At 48.5% G+C, this 18,038-nt stretch carries 14 protein-coding genes; 3 read left to right on the forward strand and 11 right to left on the reverse strand.

The window, feature by feature from the left end:
* Positions 1-130 precede the first annotated feature (130 nt).
* Entirely contained in the window at positions 131-448 is a 318-nt protein-coding gene (locus tag AC0YNV_RS23945) for an NIPSNAP family protein (RefSeq protein ID WP_475770263.1), read from the forward strand.
* A gap of 152 nt (positions 449-600) precedes the next feature.
* On the opposite strand, the gene AC0YNV_RS23950 is transcribed toward AC0YNV_RS23945, so the two are convergent.
* From AC0YNV_RS23950 to AC0YNV_RS23975, 6 genes are all read right to left on the reverse strand, one after another.
* The gene (locus AC0YNV_RS23950) at positions 601-1,407 is read right to left on the reverse strand and encodes a hypothetical protein (RefSeq protein ID WP_475770264.1); all 807 of its coding nucleotides are present in this window, start codon (positions 1,405-1,407) and stop codon (positions 601-603) included.
* Between the two features lie 105 nt (positions 1,408-1,512).
* Entirely contained in the window at positions 1,513-2,952 is a 1,440-nt protein-coding gene (locus AC0YNV_RS23955; protein WP_475770265.1) for a sensor histidine kinase, read from the reverse strand.
* Positions 2,949-3,608, reverse strand: coding sequence for a response regulator transcription factor (locus AC0YNV_RS23960; RefSeq protein WP_475770266.1), 660 nt, complete (start codon positions 3,606-3,608; stop codon positions 2,949-2,951). Before AC0YNV_RS23960 ends, AC0YNV_RS23955 begins: the two co-directional genes overlap by 4 nt.
* Before the next feature lie 215 nt (positions 3,609-3,823).
* Positions 3,824-5,017 (reverse strand): HupE/UreJ family protein, encoded by a 1,194-nt coding sequence (locus tag AC0YNV_RS23965; RefSeq protein WP_475770267.1) that lies wholly within the window; start codon positions 5,015-5,017, stop codon positions 3,824-3,826.
* Positions 5,018-5,094: 77 nt separating this feature from the next.
* Positions 5,095-8,688 carry an Ig-like domain-containing protein gene (locus AC0YNV_RS23970; protein WP_475770268.1) on the reverse strand — a complete coding sequence of 1,198 codons (3,594 nt, stop codon included), beginning with the start codon at positions 8,686-8,688 and terminating at the stop codon, positions 5,095-5,097.
* Positions 8,689-8,847: 159 nt separating this feature from the next.
* Positions 8,848-9,927 (reverse strand): HupE/UreJ family protein, encoded by a 1,080-nt coding sequence (locus AC0YNV_RS23975; RefSeq protein WP_475770269.1) that lies wholly within the window; start codon positions 9,925-9,927, stop codon positions 8,848-8,850.
* Positions 9,928-10,107: 180 nt separating this feature from the next.
* On the opposite strand from AC0YNV_RS23975, the gene AC0YNV_RS23980 reads away from it, so the two are divergent.
* Positions 10,108-11,304: a YibE/F family protein gene (locus AC0YNV_RS23980; protein ID WP_475770270.1), complete on the forward strand. Its 1,197-nt coding sequence runs from the start codon at positions 10,108-10,110 to the stop codon at positions 11,302-11,304.
* A 218-nt stretch (positions 11,305-11,522) separates the two neighbouring features.
* Here AC0YNV_RS23980 and AC0YNV_RS23985 read toward each other — a convergent pair whose 3' ends face one another.
* The 3 genes from AC0YNV_RS23985 to AC0YNV_RS23995 all read right to left on the reverse strand — a co-directional run bounded on the left by AC0YNV_RS23985 (position 11,523) and on the right by AC0YNV_RS23995 (position 14,694).
* On the reverse strand, positions 11,523-11,852 hold the full coding sequence (locus tag AC0YNV_RS23985) for a hypothetical protein (protein WP_475770271.1): 330 nt from the start codon (positions 11,850-11,852) through the stop codon (positions 11,523-11,525).
* A complete protein-coding gene (locus tag AC0YNV_RS23990; RefSeq protein WP_475770272.1) occupies positions 11,852-14,077 on the reverse strand; it encodes a PrsW family intramembrane metalloprotease in 2,226 nt (741 codons plus the stop codon). Before AC0YNV_RS23990 ends, AC0YNV_RS23985 begins: the two co-directional genes overlap by 1 nt.
* 155 nt (positions 14,078-14,232) lie before the next feature.
* A complete protein-coding gene (locus AC0YNV_RS23995) occupies positions 14,233-14,694 on the reverse strand; it encodes a hypothetical protein (RefSeq protein WP_475770273.1) in 462 nt (153 codons plus the stop codon).
* 169 nt (positions 14,695-14,863) lie between these two features.
* Here AC0YNV_RS23995 and AC0YNV_RS24000 point away from each other — a divergent pair, with 169 nt between their 5' ends.
* Complete coding sequence (locus AC0YNV_RS24000) at positions 14,864-15,214, forward strand: helix-turn-helix domain-containing protein (protein WP_210038655.1); 351 nt, start codon at positions 14,864-14,866, stop codon at positions 15,212-15,214.
* 145 nt (positions 15,215-15,359) lie between these two features.
* Here AC0YNV_RS24000 and AC0YNV_RS24005 read toward each other — a convergent pair whose 3' ends face one another.
* On the reverse strand, positions 15,360-16,400 hold the full coding sequence (locus tag AC0YNV_RS24005; protein ID WP_475770274.1) for a LacI family DNA-binding transcriptional regulator: 1,041 nt from the start codon (positions 16,398-16,400) through the stop codon (positions 15,360-15,362).
* Between the two features lie 258 nt (positions 16,401-16,658).
* Positions 16,659-18,026 carry an ABC transporter substrate-binding protein gene (locus AC0YNV_RS24010; protein WP_475770275.1) on the reverse strand — a complete coding sequence of 456 codons (1,368 nt, stop codon included), beginning with the start codon at positions 18,024-18,026 and terminating at the stop codon, positions 16,659-16,661.
* Between the last annotated feature and the right edge of the window lie 12 nt (positions 18,027-18,038).

Here is an 18,038-nt window from a genome sequence, read left to right on the forward strand (position 1 = left end):
TATCCGCAGCGGCCATTGCTTTTGACCGCAAAATGCGGGAATATATCAGATATGCCCCCTGTTGGCAGCGTCTTCACAGCGGGCAGGATCTAACAGGAAAGCAATCATTTTACCTAGGGAGGATATTAACTTGCTGTACGAACTGCGTATCTATTCCGTTCATGCCGGGAAGATGGAAGCCATGAATGCCCGTTTCGCCAACCACACCCTTGGAATTTTCAAACGCCTTGGAATGAAGGTTTATGACTTCTGGGTCGATCAGGAAGGACACTCCAAGCTGTATTACATCATGGAATACAACGATATGGACGAGCGGAACCGCCAGTGGGATGTATTCGGCCAGGATCCGGAATGGCTGGAAGTGAAACAGAAGTCGGAAGCGGACGGGCCGATTGTCGAACAAGTGGAAAAAGTCTTCATGCAGCGTGCGGGATATTTCCAGCGCTAAGCGGGGATGTTCCCTTGAACAACAAGAGAAACTGTGCATTTCTGCATGTGTATCAGGCCTTCGTGAAGCTGTTTCCCCTCCATCTGCCGCTCGCGTCTGGCGCACTTAAAATCAGCCTGTTGAGAAGGTTCCCAACAGGCTGTTTAGTTATATTATTTTCCATTAATAGCAGTTTGAGTCTGAAAGGGAGTCAGCGGAATTCCATCCGTATTGAATATAGAGCCGTCATCAGCCACATAGTTTAATTCGCTCGTATCTGTGCTAAAGAGCTTGAACTGTCCTGTTGAATCCTCGTAGAGCTCTTCCTTTACCGGGAGGCCGGTATCCTGATCGAGAAACTCAATGAGCTGCATATTGGCCTGCGTCGTGTCACTGATATAGGACTGATAGCTTTGCATAACCTTATTCAGGATTTTCCCGTCCGGTGCTTGCTCGGAGCCGACGGATGTCCAACTGCTGTCCTTGTAAAAGTCCTTTAGGGCACTAAAATTCAGGTTACCTAGATCGTATTTTTTAAATATATCCGGTTTGTCGGCCCTCTTAATTATTTTCCCGTTCACCGGATTCCCGCTCAGATCCCTTTGAACAATAATCAGATCGTTGCCGCCGTTGACATAGTAGGTGCTCTGATAGCGCAGCAGCTGATGATCTGCCGAATATTCCTTGGTATCCGACCTGTTATCCTTGGTTTCCGGGTTGTACCAACGTTCGGTCGTGATATTTTGGCTGCCGTCGGTTCTCGAGTATACGTCCTTGCTGTATTGGATCGTTCCCTGTGCGGCGACCGGTGCATCCGACGCATCCGCAGGCGCTGGCACTGAAATCAACGCACCCTTCTGAACCGCGTCACTGTTGTTTGCCGCAAATGCGGTAATGGTGCCAAGGCTTCCGATGATAAGAGCCGACGCCAGGACGGTCCCGACTATTTTTTTGTTTTTACCTGCTGCCTGAAATTTCATGTTTTTTACCTCCGCTATTGGTTTTTGTAGGCAGGAATGCGCGAGTTCCAGCTTACATCTCCATTGTAGAAAAACAATCTCTCATAAGTATCGGTAAGTTGTAAATTAGTTGCATACCCCCGGAAGTAAGATCCTCACAATAGTGCCCTCATTCAGACAGCTTCTGATCTCGATCCTTCCCTCATGGAGCCTGACGATCTCCGCGCATATGGCAAGCCCCAACCCCGCGCTGTTGTTTGTCCGCGAATGGGCTTTATCCACCATGAAAAACGGCTCGAACACCTTCGGTATATCCTGTTCCGGTATGCCAATCCCCACGTCCTCTACCTCTATTGCATAGTGGACTTCCTCCGTCATGAACCCTCTGAAATAAATGATGCCCCCGGCTCCTGAAGCTTTTATCGCATTGTCGATTAAGTTGGTGAAGAGGATTTTGATCAGGTCTCTTTCAATAAGCAGCTTTGCAGGCTCAACCGATAGTGAAAGTTCAATATTTGATTGTTCCAGATGTGGTTTTAGAATCTGCTCCGTCTCCTCAAAAATCGGCATTATCTCTTCCATGTCCATGACCTTCTTTTTATTGCCGACGAGAACCAGGTCCATAAGCTTGAACGACAGACTTTCAAGCCGTTTTCCTTCGCTGTAAATATAGTTTAAGGCCATGTAAAAAACTTCTTCGTTATATTTAGTCGTTCTCAAAAAGTCTGCATAGCCTATAATCGAGGTAAGCGGCGTCTTCAATTCATGCGTCAGATAGTGAATAAAATGTTCCCTGTTCTTGGCGGCATCCTCCAGTTCCTCGACTTTTTCTTCTACGGCAACGGCCATCTGGTTAAAATTCTCCGAAAGCAAGCCAATCTCATCATTCGATAAAACGCCGACACGGTGTGAATAGTGGCCGGAAGCTATAGTCTGTGCGGACTTTGTGAGCATGCGGACCGAGCGTGTGAGAAACCAAATCAGCACATAAAGGCCAGCGGCCAAAATAACGGTAATGACAATGTTGATCTTTACAAAATTTCTGATCTGAGCCGTCTTATCCTGATAAATGCCTGTAATATCCCGAATGTAGGCGAGCTTAAAATCGTCCCCGCTCAATTGGAGCCCGCTTGTAACGAATAAATAGCTCTTCTGGCCAACATCCCGGATGATATAGGTTCTGCTTGCGGAATCCCGTATCTCAAGCTCATTCCTCGGGCCGGCTACGATTTGGGTGAAATCGGTAAAAACCGTTTGATTCTGTTCATCCCATACTTCAATGGACACGTTGTCGGTGTCAAAAGACTTCAGATATTTTTGAGTGTTATTTTTAATAAAATCATCTGCATTGTTTTTTGCCAAATGTAACAGCTGATTCAAACTATTAATATACGACCAGTCCGTCTCAATCTGAACGTGCAGAATATGCTGCTCCGACAAGGTTCTGTCGATCTCTCTCATCAAATTCTGATTGAAATTATGCTCGATAAGATAAAATGAAGAGGCGTTGAACAGCAGCTCAAACAGGAGGAAGGTGCCAAAAAAAACCTTCTGCCAGAGTCTCATTCATGAGCCTCCAGCCTGTAACCGTACTTGTAGACGGTTTTAATCCGCTCTTCCCATCTCAGTTTTTTTCGAATCTTCTGGACATGAATGTCGACAGTCCTCGTCTCGCCCATGTAATCGTAGCCCCAGACAAGCTCAAGGATTTTTTCTCGGGACAGGGCTTTGTTCCGGTTGTTGATAAGAAGAAGGAGCAGCTCGTATTCCTTCATTGTAAGTTCGATAACGGTGCCGTCTCGCTTTATCGTGCGCTCCTCCAGGTAGATGTCAAGGCCCGCGCATGTTATCTGATATGCTTTGCTTCCATACCGGCGAAGCACGACTTCTATTCTGGCCAACAGCTCCATTGCTTCAAAGGGCTTTACAATGTAATCGTCCGCCCCCATCTTGAGTCCTCTTACTTTATCAGCAAGGCTGTTCCGCGCAGTCAGAAATATGACCGGAACTCCGCTGCGGCTGAACCGGGGCATCAGCTCGTAACCCTCCATGTCGGGAAGGGAGATGTCCAGTAAAATTAATTGCGGAGAAAAACCCGAGAGAACGCTTTGAGCATCTTGTCCGTTATAGGCTTGTTTGCACTCGTAGCCCGCAACCTCCAGATTCAGTTTAATGAGGTCGGAAATGGCCTGATCGTCTTCTATAATCAATATGTTCTCCAATATGCTGCGCCTCCGCTCTATCCGCTGAATATACACTCTAGTTGTTGCAGAAGTTTGTGAGAGTTGTAAAAAAGTATGCAAAAAAATACACCCCTTGGAATAGATGTCGAATGAACCGGAGAGTTATTCAACGTCTGTCCTATGAGGTGCATTTCATATTACCTGGGCGGGTTATTGCAATGCCCCTTTGCCTGCCGTTAGGAGGCTGGGCTGATTCATCCAAGAAATACCCGTTGAACGAGCCAGATTCCGCCCAGCATGAACGCAAGCGACGAGCCGGCAATAACGGTCCGCCTTGAAAATTTCCAGCGGTGCAGCATCATAAGCAGCGGCAGCAGAATGGCGACCAGCGTTACCTGAACGGCTTCAATGCCGAGGTTGAAGCTGATCAGATCCACAGCCAGCTGTCTTCGCGGAAGATCCATTTCCTTCAGAATATCGGCAAAGCCCATTCCATGAATCAAGCCGAAGAAGAACGTCAGCACCCAGCGGTGACTGACCTGTTTGCGGATAATATTATCTAACGCGACAAAGCAGATGCTGAGCGCAATCGCAGGCTCGACAATGCTTGGAGATACATTAATAATTCCCAATACCGTAAGCGTCAGCGTAATGCTGTGAGCGATCGTAAATGCAGTGATCATGGCCGCATATTGCTTGAACTTCTGCCTTGCGATGAGCAGTGAAAACAGGAACAGGAGATGATCGTATCCGGATAATATATGGTTAATCCCCAGTGTAAAGAATGAATACCAGCCTGACATGACTTCCGATGGGCCAGATTCCTCTTCCTGCGGCTTGTCCGTTTGCCCGCTGCCGCTGTTTTGCTGGACCAGCGCATCCTGCTGCAGACCTGCATAGTCTTTCTCGGTCAACTGCATGCTCCAATCCCGGTATTTGCCGGATAGAGCCGATGTGCTTTTTTGGCTGCCGTAGTTAATCGTAACTAAATTAACATAGTTGGTGACGGAATCGTTCACGTACAGATTATCTGTCAAGGAAATGGGCTCGGATGCGGTTGCGGGCGGAAAGACAACCTTCAGGATCGCATTGGCGGCACTCCCTTTTTGTTCCATATCAAAGCTTTCTATTTGGGTCCAATCTTTGATTTCATTGTTAATTTGCAGCTTTAAATTTTCCTTGTACAATACCGTAAGCCCGTCTTTAATTGCAGCAAATTCTTCCTCTTCAAGCTTGCCGTTCTTATTCGTATCCCCGCCGGCCAGCTCGATCACAGACAGCTCATCCAGGGCATAGGTCATTTCGATATTCGATTTGGTCAAATTCAACGTCGTGTAGCCGGCGCTGTATGCGTGGGCATCCACCTGGTGTTCAATGGGTATCAGAAGAAGGGCCAACACGGCCACAATGCAAATGGAAAATCGCACAGCGGTGTTTATACGGAACATTGTATATCCTCCCTGTAAAGATAACAGGACGCCGTTCATAAGAACGGCATCCTTGTTAACCTATTACGATAAGACGCTTATTTGCTCAAAAGATTAAAGATGACTTGAGCGGCTTCACCGCGTGTAGTGATTCCAGCAGGCTGGAATACGCCTTCTTCGCGTCCGCCAACCAGGCCAAGCGCCGCTGCTTCTTTAATATAAGCTGCTGCCCATGACGAGAATTTAGCTTGATCCTTAAAGCTGATGCTTCCGTCTACCGACGGTTTGCCATGCAGCTTCTCGTATCCGCGCATAAGCATCGTTACCATTTCCTCACGCGTAATTTTTGCGTTGGCTCCGAATTGCGTTGCGCTCGTTCCTTGAACGATTCCCGCTTTCACGGCTGCGGCAACTGCATCCGCATACCAGTCTCCGCTTTTCACGTCTGTGAATTTCACAGTGCTTTGCTCTGTAAGCTCCAAGGCTCTTACCAGCATCGCTGTGAACTCGGCGCGTGTCACGCTGCGTTGAGGTTCAAACGTCGTGCCGCTCGTACCGTTGAGAATTTGTTTCGATACCAGGTCGTTAATTGCTGCTGCTGCCCAATATCCGGCAGGAACGTCTTTAAATTGATTCGTCGTGCTACCATTGCCGCCAGTTGAAGGCGTTCCGGTTGAAGGTGTTCCAGTCGACGGTGTATCAGTCGACGGTGTTCCGGTCGATGGTGTATCTGTCGATGGTGTTCCGGTCGATGGCGTATCTGTCGATGGTGTACCTGTTGATGGTGTGCCGGTTGACGGTGTACCTGTCGATGGTGTTCCGGTTGATGGTGTACCTGTCGACGGTGTACCGGTTGACGGTGTACCTGTCGATGGTGTTCCTGTCGAACCGAATACAGTGATCTTGCTTGTTGCTTTGAAGCTGCCATCAGCCGTCGTCACTGTGATTGTAGCCGCTCCTGATGCTTTGGCAGTCACTTTACCATTTGAATCTACAGCAGCAACCGAAGTGCTGCTTGATGTCCAGCTCACCGCTTTGTTCGCTGCATCCTCGGGTTTTACAGTTGCAGTCAGTTGAGCCGAAGCTCCTTCCTGCAAATCAAGAGCAGTTTTGTCCAGTTCAACTCCGGTTACAGGAACGGTGGTGGTTTCAGCCGTTACTTTAACCGCGCTTGTTGCTTCGAAACTGCCGTTTGTTGTCGTTACCTTGATCGTGGCTGTTCCTGCCGATACTGCCGTTACTTTACCCGTCGAATCTACCGTGGCAACCGATGCGTTGCTTGTGCTCCAGCTCACCGATTTGTTCGTAGCGTTCGTTGGTTGTACCGTTGCGGTCAGGTTTGCTGTGTCGCCTTCTGTTAAATTCAGCGTGGTTTTATCCAGCACAACTCCGGTTACCGGAACGGTTGTAGTTCCAGCGGTTACTGTCACCGCGCTTGTTGCTTCGAAACTGCCATTCGTTGTCGTTACCTTAATCGTGGCTGTTCCTGCCGATACTGCCGTTACTTTACCCGTCAAATCTACCGTGGCAACCGATGCGTTGCTTGTGCTCCAGCTCACCGATTTGTTCGTAGCATTCGTTGGTTGTACCGTTGCGGTCAGGTTTGCTGTGTCACCTTCCGTTAGATTGAGCGTGGTTTTATCCAGCACAACTCCGGTTACCGGAACGGTTGTAGTTCCAGCGGTTACTGTCACCGCGCTTGTTGCTTCGAAACTGCCGTTTGTTGTCGTTACCTTAATCGTGGCTGTTCCTGCTGATACTGCCGTTACTTTACCCGTCGAATCTACCGTGGCAACCGATGCGTTGCTTGTGCTCCAGCTCACCGATTTGTTCGTAGCGTTCGTTGGTTGTACCGTTGCAGTCAGGTTTGCTGTGTCACCTTCTGTTAAATTGAGCGTGGTTTTATCCAGCACAACTCCGGTGGTTGGAACTCCGACCGTAACATCAGCCTTACTCACTTCCACAGTGGATGCTACCTCACTATGTTTGTTTAGGGTAGTAAGAGCAGACTCTCCAAGATCTAAAGTTGCTGTTACAGGATTTTGCTTATCTACAAGCTCAAAAGAAAGCTTGATGATATCCTTATACGTGTCATAGACTTCAAAGCGGATTGCTTCATCAAGTTCAGCCTTGATGTTTACCACTCCAGGGCTCACTTCTGTAGCGGCGAAATCACCAGTATCTGGTGTTACCAGTTCCGCACCTACATACTTGATTTTTGTGCTGTCGTAATTGAATGTAGTATCCAGTTTCTGTACTGCGGTAGCATTGCTCATTGCGTAGTAATAATCAACATTTGCAGTTGCATCGTCTTGTTGATTTGCTTTAGCGTACACTTTTACTTTCTCTGGCTCTTTAACCAAACCATAAGTATCAAGCTTTTCCAATGTATCCGACCGGAAAGTGTCAACCGTAATGCTGGTCGGGGTAACGCTGATGGAGGAGAAGGTTGGTGTATGAAGCTGCATTCTGACTTCGGAATATACTTCCGGTGTTGTTTGCAATTCATAATACTTACTTCCGCTCGCCGAGTTCGCTGTAATGTAGGTTGAACCCGTAGGGTTAACATCTCTTCCTTGACTGTCGACAAGCTGTCTTCCTTGAAGATTGTCACCATTCATAACAAATGTTCTAACATAAGAGTGATCATGACCCATAAAGATCATGTCTACATCCAGTTTATCGAAGAATGGAAACAGAGCTTGTCTTAAGCCGGTAATTGCTGTCTCCGTTGAGTGTGGACCAGCTCCATAGATATCATGGTGAAACGTTACGATTCTCCATTTGGTGTCTGGAACTGCAGCCACTGTGTCTTCCATGAATTTGCCATGCTCGGCACCGTTCATATTGTTGGTATTCAATACCATGAACAAGGTATCGCCATAGGTGTAGTAGTAATCACCGCTAGCATTGGTCGCGCCCAGCGTTGATTCATTAGGAACATTAAAGTGATATTTGTAATTCACATTGGTGTCGTGGTTACCAACAGCTGTTGCCATAGGCAGGTTTCTAAGAACCGCAGGACTTTCAAATGCGTCATACTGCGCTTCGCTGCTGTTAGTTTCAATTTGGTCCCCTGCAGACATGATAAAGCTGAAGTTGGGGAATTTGCTGACCGCTTGGTTCAGCGTATTTAACCATCCGGCCGTATCATTGGGCAGACTGCCCGAAGCGCCAAGTTGTGGATCTCCTACAAACATGATGGTGTAGTTTGTAGGATCTTGAGTGGCATAATCGTAAACCGGGCTCCAGTTGGCATCGTTGCCGTCACCTACACGGTATACATATTGAGTTTTTGGAGCGAGGTTGATAGCCGTTGCCTTATTGGAATAATAGACTACTCCTGTAACTGTCGCTGCTGTAGTTGCCGTTCCTGTTACTGTCACAGCGTTGGCAGTAGGAAAGTCAGTTCCAGTCATATCTGATTTCCTGGCCATCTGAACAATACTGGCAGCCGGTTGACCGGGTGTATACCACGTAAAATTCAGTTTTGTCTCATCTGCACCAGTATTAAGCGCAATGTCCTTGACAGAGTAAGGGACTGCATCAGCTTGGACGACGTTTACCGGACTAAGCTTGTTATTAAAGCCCGGGATTCTCGACGGGAGCAGAGATATGACAAGCAGCAATGACAGAGCCATTATACTAATCTTGTATACTCTTTGCTCCTTCTGACTGAATCTCTTCAACATTAAAAAAATCACCTCTTAAATAATGTTTGCCCGGGATGTCTCCCCCATAAGAGCAACTGCATCAATATAGCCTAAGTTTGTAAAATGAAATGTTCAATTACATGAAAATTGTGTAAATGTGGCAACATTTTGACTTAACCTCGTTTGCAGGAATTGATTTTACAAATAGGCTTTCATAATGAACCAGACCAATCCAAAAAGCGCAATTGCTGTAAGGATTCCCGGAATTACCCGTTGGAGCTTGCGTAAATAATAGATTACGAGATAAAGGATCAGCGCAATAATTATCAAACCGACTTCAATACCCGCATTATAGGCTACTAGAGAAGAGACAGAATGTCCGCCGTCCTCTTTCATCCCTGACAATACCCCAGCAAACCCGAACCCGTGGATTAAACCAAAAAGGCCAGCCAGCCATATATGATACTTCATATTCTTGTTGAACAGGGTGTTCAATGCCACATATAGAACACTCAGAGGGATGACAGATTCGACGAAGCTGTCAGGCAATGACACAACGTGCAAGCCAGCCAAGATCAGGGTTAAAGAATGCGCTGCGGCAAACACAGCCACAACCGCAAGGGTCTGCTTTATCGTTTTGCTTCCTATAATAAGAGCCAATAGGAGCAAAATAGCTTCAACAGCGGTTAACCAATGCTCCAGACCAATCATGAAAAAATGCTGGATCGCATATTGGAAGCTCATTTGACCTACTTGAAGCTCCCGGAGTTCGTTCACGATCACGGCTTCCTGCTTCAAATTTCCAAGGTTTATCGACACATAGTTAACATGCCATTGATCACTTTCAAAAACCAGATCATAATCCAAAACAAAAGCCTTCGGGATATTCCTTACCGGGTACGACAGCTCCGCTTCGGCAAATGGTTGAACCTCGTTCTCCTTCTCTATGTGAGAAAGCTTGGTCAGCTTTCCCTTAAGCGGCAAATCATCTGCATATAATTGGATTTTGGAAAGCATATAAGCTTCTACTGATTCCCGCGAATTATTGACGAAACGGTCCAAAACTTCTGGAGCTGTTGAGGCTATATCAGGATCATCCGGAGCCGTCGCTGCTCTCAGATCGTACATATCTATCTTCAATACATATTTAATGGCGCCATTTTCAAATGTAATATCCGAATAGGCTAAGCTGTTATTGTCATGGGCCAATGTAACCTGCGCCCACAAACCAAACAGAGCTAACGATGCTGCAACCAACAGAATCCATCTTGTCATCATCTTCATGTCCTCCTGAATAACTCTCTTAAGAAAATCACACCTCTTAAATACTATCATCTAAATCTAATCAACTGAAAAGAGATGCATTGTGTTGTTTATGTAAAGCAAGTCCAAAGAACAGGCTTTATTGGTATAATCAATCGTACTGATTTGGGTCACAAACTTCATGGAGGTTAAGATATGTTTGCATCAAAAAAAGTCAGAGTCATTCTTTTCATTGCTATATTGCTGCTCATATCCGGATCAATGTATGCTTTCAATCAATCTCCCGAGCCAAAGTATAATGATCAAGGCAGTTCATCTAACAAAAAATATGAAAAAGCAAAAGTATTGAAGATTGTCAGCGAAAATTTACAAAAGGATCCGGAAAGAGGAAATTTCTATACCGGTTCCCAGGAGATAGAGCTTAAAATTCTGTCCGGTGAGCATAAAGGTGAAGTTCATACCATTACAAACAATGTGAGTGTATATCTAAACGTTATTGCTAAAAAAGGGCAGACCCTGATTGTAAACATTGACACTGCTGACCCCACGTACTATTTGATAACGGTTTACAGTTATTATCGGGCACCTATTATGTATGGGATGGCTTTGCTGTTCTTCGGGGTTTTGTGGTGGATTGGCGGAAAGAAAGGCTTGATGTCGGTTCTGGGCATCATATTCACTTTTGCTTGCGTAGTATATTTATTTATCCCGATGTTATATAGAGGCTATTCTCCGGTTCTTGCATCCGTGTTGGTCGTTATCCTTGCCACTTGTATCACATTGCTGTTATTGAACGGTTGGAGTTCGAGATCGTTGGCAGCTATATTAGGCACCATTAGCGGAGTGGCGATTTCGGGGATTATTGCTTATATTGCCGGAAATTTAGCCCATATTTCAGGCTATAATACCGCAGAGGTCGAAGTCTTGGTCGTCGTTGCCGATGAGACCGGACTCCAACTCGGAGGGCTGCTGTTCGCAGGAATACTACTCTCCTCCCTTGGCGCCATTATTGATGTAGGCATCTCCATTGCCGCATCCATTTATGAAGTTTATACGACGGATCCTAAGCTGAGCAAGCAAGCATTGTTTAAATCAGGTATTAATGTGGGCCGCGACATGATGGGCACAATGGCGAATACTTTGATCCTTGCCCTTACAGGAACGACCCTCGCTTCGCTCATGATCTTATATGCGATTAAAGCGCCCCTTACCCAGTTGCTTAATATGAATATGGTAACCATAGAAGTGATTCAAGGAATAACCGGTTGCTTTGGCGTTGTATTGACCGTACCCATTGTCGCTTTTATTTCCTCAAGAATTATTCCTAATTTCGAGAAGAAGACTGCTATCAATCAGGAGTTAGGAAAATCGCCAGTAACCCGTGTCTCTTGAAGTATGAGACTGGAACAGAGCGGCTGTTTCAGCCCGTTATTTCCCGTGCGGGGTTTCAAAAGCTATTCTAAATTCAAAAAAGAAGCGTTGGCACCATACTGGCCAACGCTTCTTCATTATTTTACTATTGAAAAGATTTACTTATGAAACACTTCTCCCAATTTCTGGGTATTTGCTCTTTTGAATATCTGTTCCGCAGTCACCTGTCATCCCCTAACTCACCCAATAAACACAACGGCCCCATCCCGCTCCAGCGCCTTCGGCAGCTCTGCCGCAAGACGTTCAATCCGGACAAGGATTTGTCCGCGGCGCTCTCCGCTCAGCTCCTGCTCGGCCCACTGCTTCAAGCGCTCCAGCTCATCCTGCACGGCAGGCAGGTCCTCTTTGGTAATATCTATGCCGGATGAGAAGACAGGCACCCACTGCAGCCCGAGCGCCTTCACGGCAGGCTCCCAGCATTCCTGGAAAAAAGCCTCGGTAGCGACCGGCACGTTAAAGAAACGCTCGAATTCATTTTCAGGCTCAGGTATAAAAGCGCTAATGGACATTATGGTTTCCCCCTAAACAGAACATTGAATGTATGATCCGGAAATTCCGTCCTCAGCTGGTTCAGACTGTTCTCCACGGCGCTTCTGAGCGCAGGCGTATCGCCATCCAGCCGGAAAACGAATTGACGGATCGATTTGATCTCCTCAAGTGACGGCACCTCCGCTGAACCATGGGCAGTGGGACGGGTAGCGACCGCTTTGGTTTGCATATTCAATATGCGGTTGCGGGTCTTCGCCAGGATTTGTTTATCGGCGAACTGCTGCGGCGTCTGGGCCGGCAGGCCGGTCCTTGGATTGATAATATCCAGCCCCTTGGCTGTCTTGTCTTCAATGAAAATACCCTTATCCAAATCGATTCCATCGAACTCGCCGACCGGGTTGCCCCGTTGGTCGACAATTTCGACCTCATGATACGATTTCCCTGCCGCTGCGGTTGTATCGTCCTTCTCTTCGTCGGATTTATTTTCACCGTTGCCTTTATCCTGCTCAGGATCATCGGTTTTATGGCCTCCGGTACCGTCTTTCTTCGGAGGTTGTTCCGGTTCATGCCCGTCAGGCTTCCGCCGCTTGAGCTTGTCGAGGATGCGTTGTATCGGCTTGCGCCCTTTCTTCGCCGCCCATTCGAGGGCTTTGCCAAACGGTATCCGGCTGAGCAGGATGGCCAGACCTGCGGCGATGGCATTCTCCGGCGTCAGCAGCCGCTTGGGATCGCGGATATCGCTGGCAATCTCATGTCCGCTACCGGCAATGCCGGGGATCGTCAGCGCAATGCCGAGCGCCGGCCAGAACTCGAAGAACAGCAGGGACAGCGCAAGCGCCCCCAGTATAATCGCGCCTTTCTCGAATCCACTCAGACGGTCCCACCAGTTCTGCAGGGAATCGAACAGACAGGCGAAGCAGGCATCACCCGAGCCTCCCGAAGCATACGCCTCCATTCCTGCCCACAACCCCGCTGCAAGCAGCACCACTGCAAGCCCCGCCGCCGCTCCGAGGAATATTTTCATCCGTTCCCGGACCCGGTCTTCTCTGCCTGACGCTTCCTCATTACCATAGCGTAAAATAAAGCCAAGCTCCCGCCGCTCTCGGTAAAATCCCATCAAATAGGCAAACCTGCCGTTCCTGCGGAAGAGCGCTTCGCCCATATTCCATATTTCGGAGAATGGGTTGATGATGGACTCCCGCGCAAGCAGCGGGAGCTTGCTCCGTACCTGGTTAAGCGTCCAATAATCGGCGACCAGCGAACCTGCCAGCATCAGCAGAAATACGTCCTTCGTCTTATAGCCGCTGCCAGTCCAATCGTGGATATGCAGCAACCAGGCGGGCAGCCCGTTTTGTCCATTATAGGCGGCATGATCCAGGATCGCCCATAGCAGAAGCAGCCCGGGAAACACGAAAATCCACTTGTTCAGCCGGGTCCGGAGACGGTAGGCAATGCCGCAGCCGAGAGCGATCATGGCCGTATGTACGGGATGGCTGACCGTCATCATGGATGGCAGGAAGCTCTCCTCGAAGCGTCCCGGAAACAGCGTCCAGAAATCCCAATGGATCGTCTCCCCGCCGAACATGGTATAGCTGTAGCCGTAAGTGTCCGAGATGATCCCGGAGTTGGCCCAGCGGCGGGACAGCTCCTCCACAAGCTGAAACCCCGTGCCGGATGCGGCTCCAATCAGCGTATAATCGCTCAGGCTGAGGGCCGAGGCACGCCGCGAGAATAGCAAAAAGACTCCCAGTGGAATCAGCTTCCACGCTTCCTCCACGACCGGTGTCAGAACCGCCATCGACCAGGTGTCCGAGGTTCGCCCTCCGATAACCGCATGAACAGCATTGACCGTAAGGGCCGTAAACGGCACCACGAAGAGGGCACCCGCCATTACGAACGCAGCAGCCGGTTTCCATGGCAGCGTTTTGCCCCGGCACAAGACCCAGAACTGCAGCAGTACATAAAAAGACCATAAATACTGGACCGTCATCTTGCGGGATTCTTCGAAAAAAATCAGGCTGAGCAGAAGCACGGCCAGCGAAATCCACGAAAAAACCGTATACGCCGTACGGATCAAGGGATACCTCGCGATCCAGCCTTTACATAACCGGTAAACCGCCTCCAGCCAATCCCGGATTCCGGTGCGGATTTGCCAGATGGTATTCGTTATACTCTCCTCCCTTCGCAGCAGCTTATGCCCACTATTGTATGCTTTTTTGCAATACGGCCAAGCCAATATGAGCAAATACTAATGATTACCCCAATTGAATGGAAGGTAAAAGAAAGGCAGCAAAAAATAAGACCTCATTCCTGATTGGAATGTGGCCTCTCGTTCTTTAGCCGGATAGTATCATCCGTCAAGCCCAGGGTTCCCCGCCCAGGACTTGCTTCAGCTCAGGCTTAACCGTGTCGATACTCTGCAAAAACCAGGCTGTACGGCTCAGCGCCCGCAGCAGCTGCATCTGGCGACAGCCGCAGCAGGTACACATCGATTTGCTCCAATACAGCTCTCGCCTGCTCCTGCGATAGCTGATGGGTCAATCCATGACCGGGCAGATAGCCGAATTTAGAAAGCAGCTCAATATTCACGTTTACGCCTGTGAGGATTTGGACATGACTGATCAGAACATCGTCGAGAGACGGCGAAGCAGCAGCCGGGAGCTTCCCGTCCACCTTCAGGCAGTAAGCCCGCAGCATGGCATTAACAGCCATCACCGCAACCGTCAGGCTTTGCTCCGCCATTCCGTTATTCCAGAAAATGAGCGCGCTCTCCATATATCGCCGGGAGGTGTCATGCCAGTATTGAGGATTCAACAACAAGCTGTGGGACAATACGGACGATTCATCCAGTCGCTCTGCCATGCCAGCCTCTTTTCGAAATCGGAAAAAGTAAGATTATTCCGTCATGTCCTGTCATTATACATCATTTTATTACCGTATAGTAGTTGTTTACCCAAAAAACTTATTATCGGTATGTTATGAAGCTTTCTATATTTCACTACACTTTTAGCAGAAGAGAGGTGTAGTCATTATGTCGGAAACCCTTAAGCTGGTAGGCGCGAGAATCCGGGACATTCGAAAATCCAAAGGATTATCCCAGGAGGCTCTGGCCGAATTGGCCGGGTTTAATTCCAGCTATATCGGGTTTATTGAAAGAGCGGAACGAAATATCTCCATTCTTAATCTCGAGAAAATCGCAGTGGCGCTCCATGTTGGCGTTTCTGATTTATTCTCCTATGTCCGGGAATACGAGGATCTTGCGGAAAGCGAGTCCCGCCTCAAGGAGATTTTATCCATGCTGAAAAATCGCGATTCGCGCGATCTCAATACGGCCAAAAATGTACTGCTGGAGATTTTCGAGCGTTATGATCATAAAGGCTGAGGCGTAGCGGATACCGCCATCCTTTGGCGCATTTGACGAAAAGCTTATCCTTCCTGCAACGTTAGAAACGACAAATCCCCCCGCCCTGTCGATCATGGGCTGAGGGGATTTTCTTATTTGTTTGCTCTTTGTTCGAATGCCATTTCTACCGGGCATCACGTTCTATTTTGCTTCTCGTGGAATGCCTGAGCATCATTTTGTAGGGGATAATCATTTTGACCGGAAGGGGATATTGATTTTCCATATAATCCAGCAGCAGCTTGGCGGCAAACATGCCCATTTCAAGCTTGGGCACATGAATGGTCGATAAAGGCGGCGAGGTGAATTCCGAAATTTCAATATTATCGACGCCAAAAAAAGCGATATCATCCGGAATTTTGAGCTCGCGTTCCGTGGCGGCGCGCATCGCGGCAATGGCCATCATATCGCTCGCGGCAAAAATAGCGGTCGGCGTATGCGCGCTATTCTCAAACGCCTGCTTCGTCAGCTCATAGCTCAAGGAAACATCCCATTTCACATCGATAACCCAGTTATCGTGGACCGTCAGACCCGCCTCCTGCATCGCGCTCCGATAGCCGAGGAAACGCTTCTCATCGCGGAAATTATCGTCGAGCTCCGCTCCCCCGATATACGCAATTTGCCGGTGGCCCTGCTCAATCAGATGGTTGACGGCTTCCTTCGCTGCGGCGGCGCGGTCGTAGCTGACAACCGGCACATCCTTATCCGATATATCCACCCCGACAATATTCCGCACATTGGCCTTGATCCATTGATAAGCCTCTCCGTCGATACGCTCGACCACAAGCATGCCGTCGATCCGATGCTCCTTCACAAGCGACTTCAGCTGCTCGATATCCGACTGCTTCTCAATGCTGTATACAAATTCAAGACGCATTCCCGCTTCGGTAAGCGCCTTCTCAATTCCTTCCAAAATAACCGAGAAATACGGATTATTATACTTGTTCTGAGGCATCGCCACAACGCAGCCAATATGATACGTGCCTTTGGGCTCATTTTTCTTTACCTTGGCTGGCCGGGATGTTTTGTAACCAATTTGTTCAGCGGTTTCCCATATTTTTTTGCGTGTCTCATCGCTGACCGAACGGTTCGTATCGTTCTTCATAACCCGCGAAACGGTTGAAATGGATACACCTACCCGCTCCGCGATATCTTTCAGTTTAGCCATTCTCCCATTCCTCTTTTCACAAAACCATATCTAATAGAACCGAGCCCGGACTTTGTTGGGGCAATTATTAGTCGCCCAACAAAAATTTGCGGCAAATCTAATTTTATAGTTCTTGCCGTAGTAAGTCAAGAAATTAAAGGGCCGTCCCAAGTGAAAATACGGTTAATGCCGTCTTCCATACGGAAAAATACAGGACAAGCGCGATCACGCTTGTCCTGTATTTGGCTTATACGAATGCCTGGTTTCAACGCTGCTGCACTATTGCAGTTTCGAAGCCAAATCCTTAAGCGCCGCCTGAAGGTCGCCTTCGCCCGAGAGCGGAAGCTTCAGGGCTTGCTCGCCGTAAGTCCATACAAGATCGGTTTTCTTGGTGGTGAATGGCGAAACAATGCCATACTGTTGAGCATCGAGGAAGATTTTGTTGGCTTCACCTACGGTTTGAACATAAGCATCCGCTGCCGCTTTGTTGGCCGGAATGGAATAGCCCTGTTTTGCAAGCTCAGTCTGTCCGTCAGGACCGGCAAGCCAGGCAAGCAATTTGTAGGCAGCCTCTTCATGCTTGGTGCTCGAGCTGATCGCAAGTCCGGCGGGCTGAACAACGGTTTGGTTTGTCTTGAATTTAGGCAAATACGAGATGCCGTAATCGATTTTGGCTTCCTGGTAGTTGGTGGTGTTCCAGCTGCCGCCCGGATTCATCGCGACCTTGCCGGTCGTGAGCGTCAGGTTTACATCGCCGCCCATTCCTTCGATTTGGGCAGGTGTGGTGTTGATCTTCTTGTTCTTGGTCAGATCGATGAAGAAATTCAATACTTCCTGGGCTTCAGGCGTATCAAGCGCAAGCGTATCGTCGTCATTGACCAGCTTGGCTCCATTCGACCACAATTCAGGCTCCAGGAACCAGTCCATGGAGGAGCCGGGGGACAAGGACAAGCCCCACTGCACGATGTTTTTGGCGTCAAAGCCGGGGTCGTCAGCGCTTTTGCCGTTTTTGTCCAGCGTCATCTTGGTCGCGATATCGACAATCTCATCCCAGGTCGGCTCCAGGGTAGGAACAGCCGCACCCTTCGGATTTGTTTTGGGATCCGCGAACAGCGCCTTGTTGTAGTACCATACAATAACGTTGGCATCAATCGGGAGCGATACCTGCTTGTCCTGATACTTATGCAGGCCAAGCAGGCTGTCATCGATATTGCTAAGATCGAATGAGTTCTCGGACAGCAGGCCGTCCAATTCTTTGAAAATTCCGAGGTCAGCATATTTATCAATATACGCATAGCTTGTTTTCAAGACATCCGGAAGCGTTCCGCCCGCAGCGTTGGCCGTCAGACCATCCCAATAGCTGGCCCAGTCCTTGCCTTCGAGCTTGACGGTGATGTTCGGATTGGCTGCCGTGAATTTATCCAGCAGCTCCTGCGTACGCTGCAGCTCCTCGGCTGTTCCCCACTGGGAGTAAGTGATCGTTACGGGCTCATCGGATGGGGCATTGCTGCTCCCGCCCGTTTCAGGATTATTGGCCGAATTTGTTTCGCCGCCGGTGTTATTGCTTTTTCCGCATCCCGTTATGATAATTGCCATCGTTAACACCAGAATCATGGCGCTGAACAACCATTTGCTCTTCGTTTTCATAGTCAGTTCCCC

Source organism: Paenibacillus sp. JT31N11 (genome assembly GCF_056269285.1).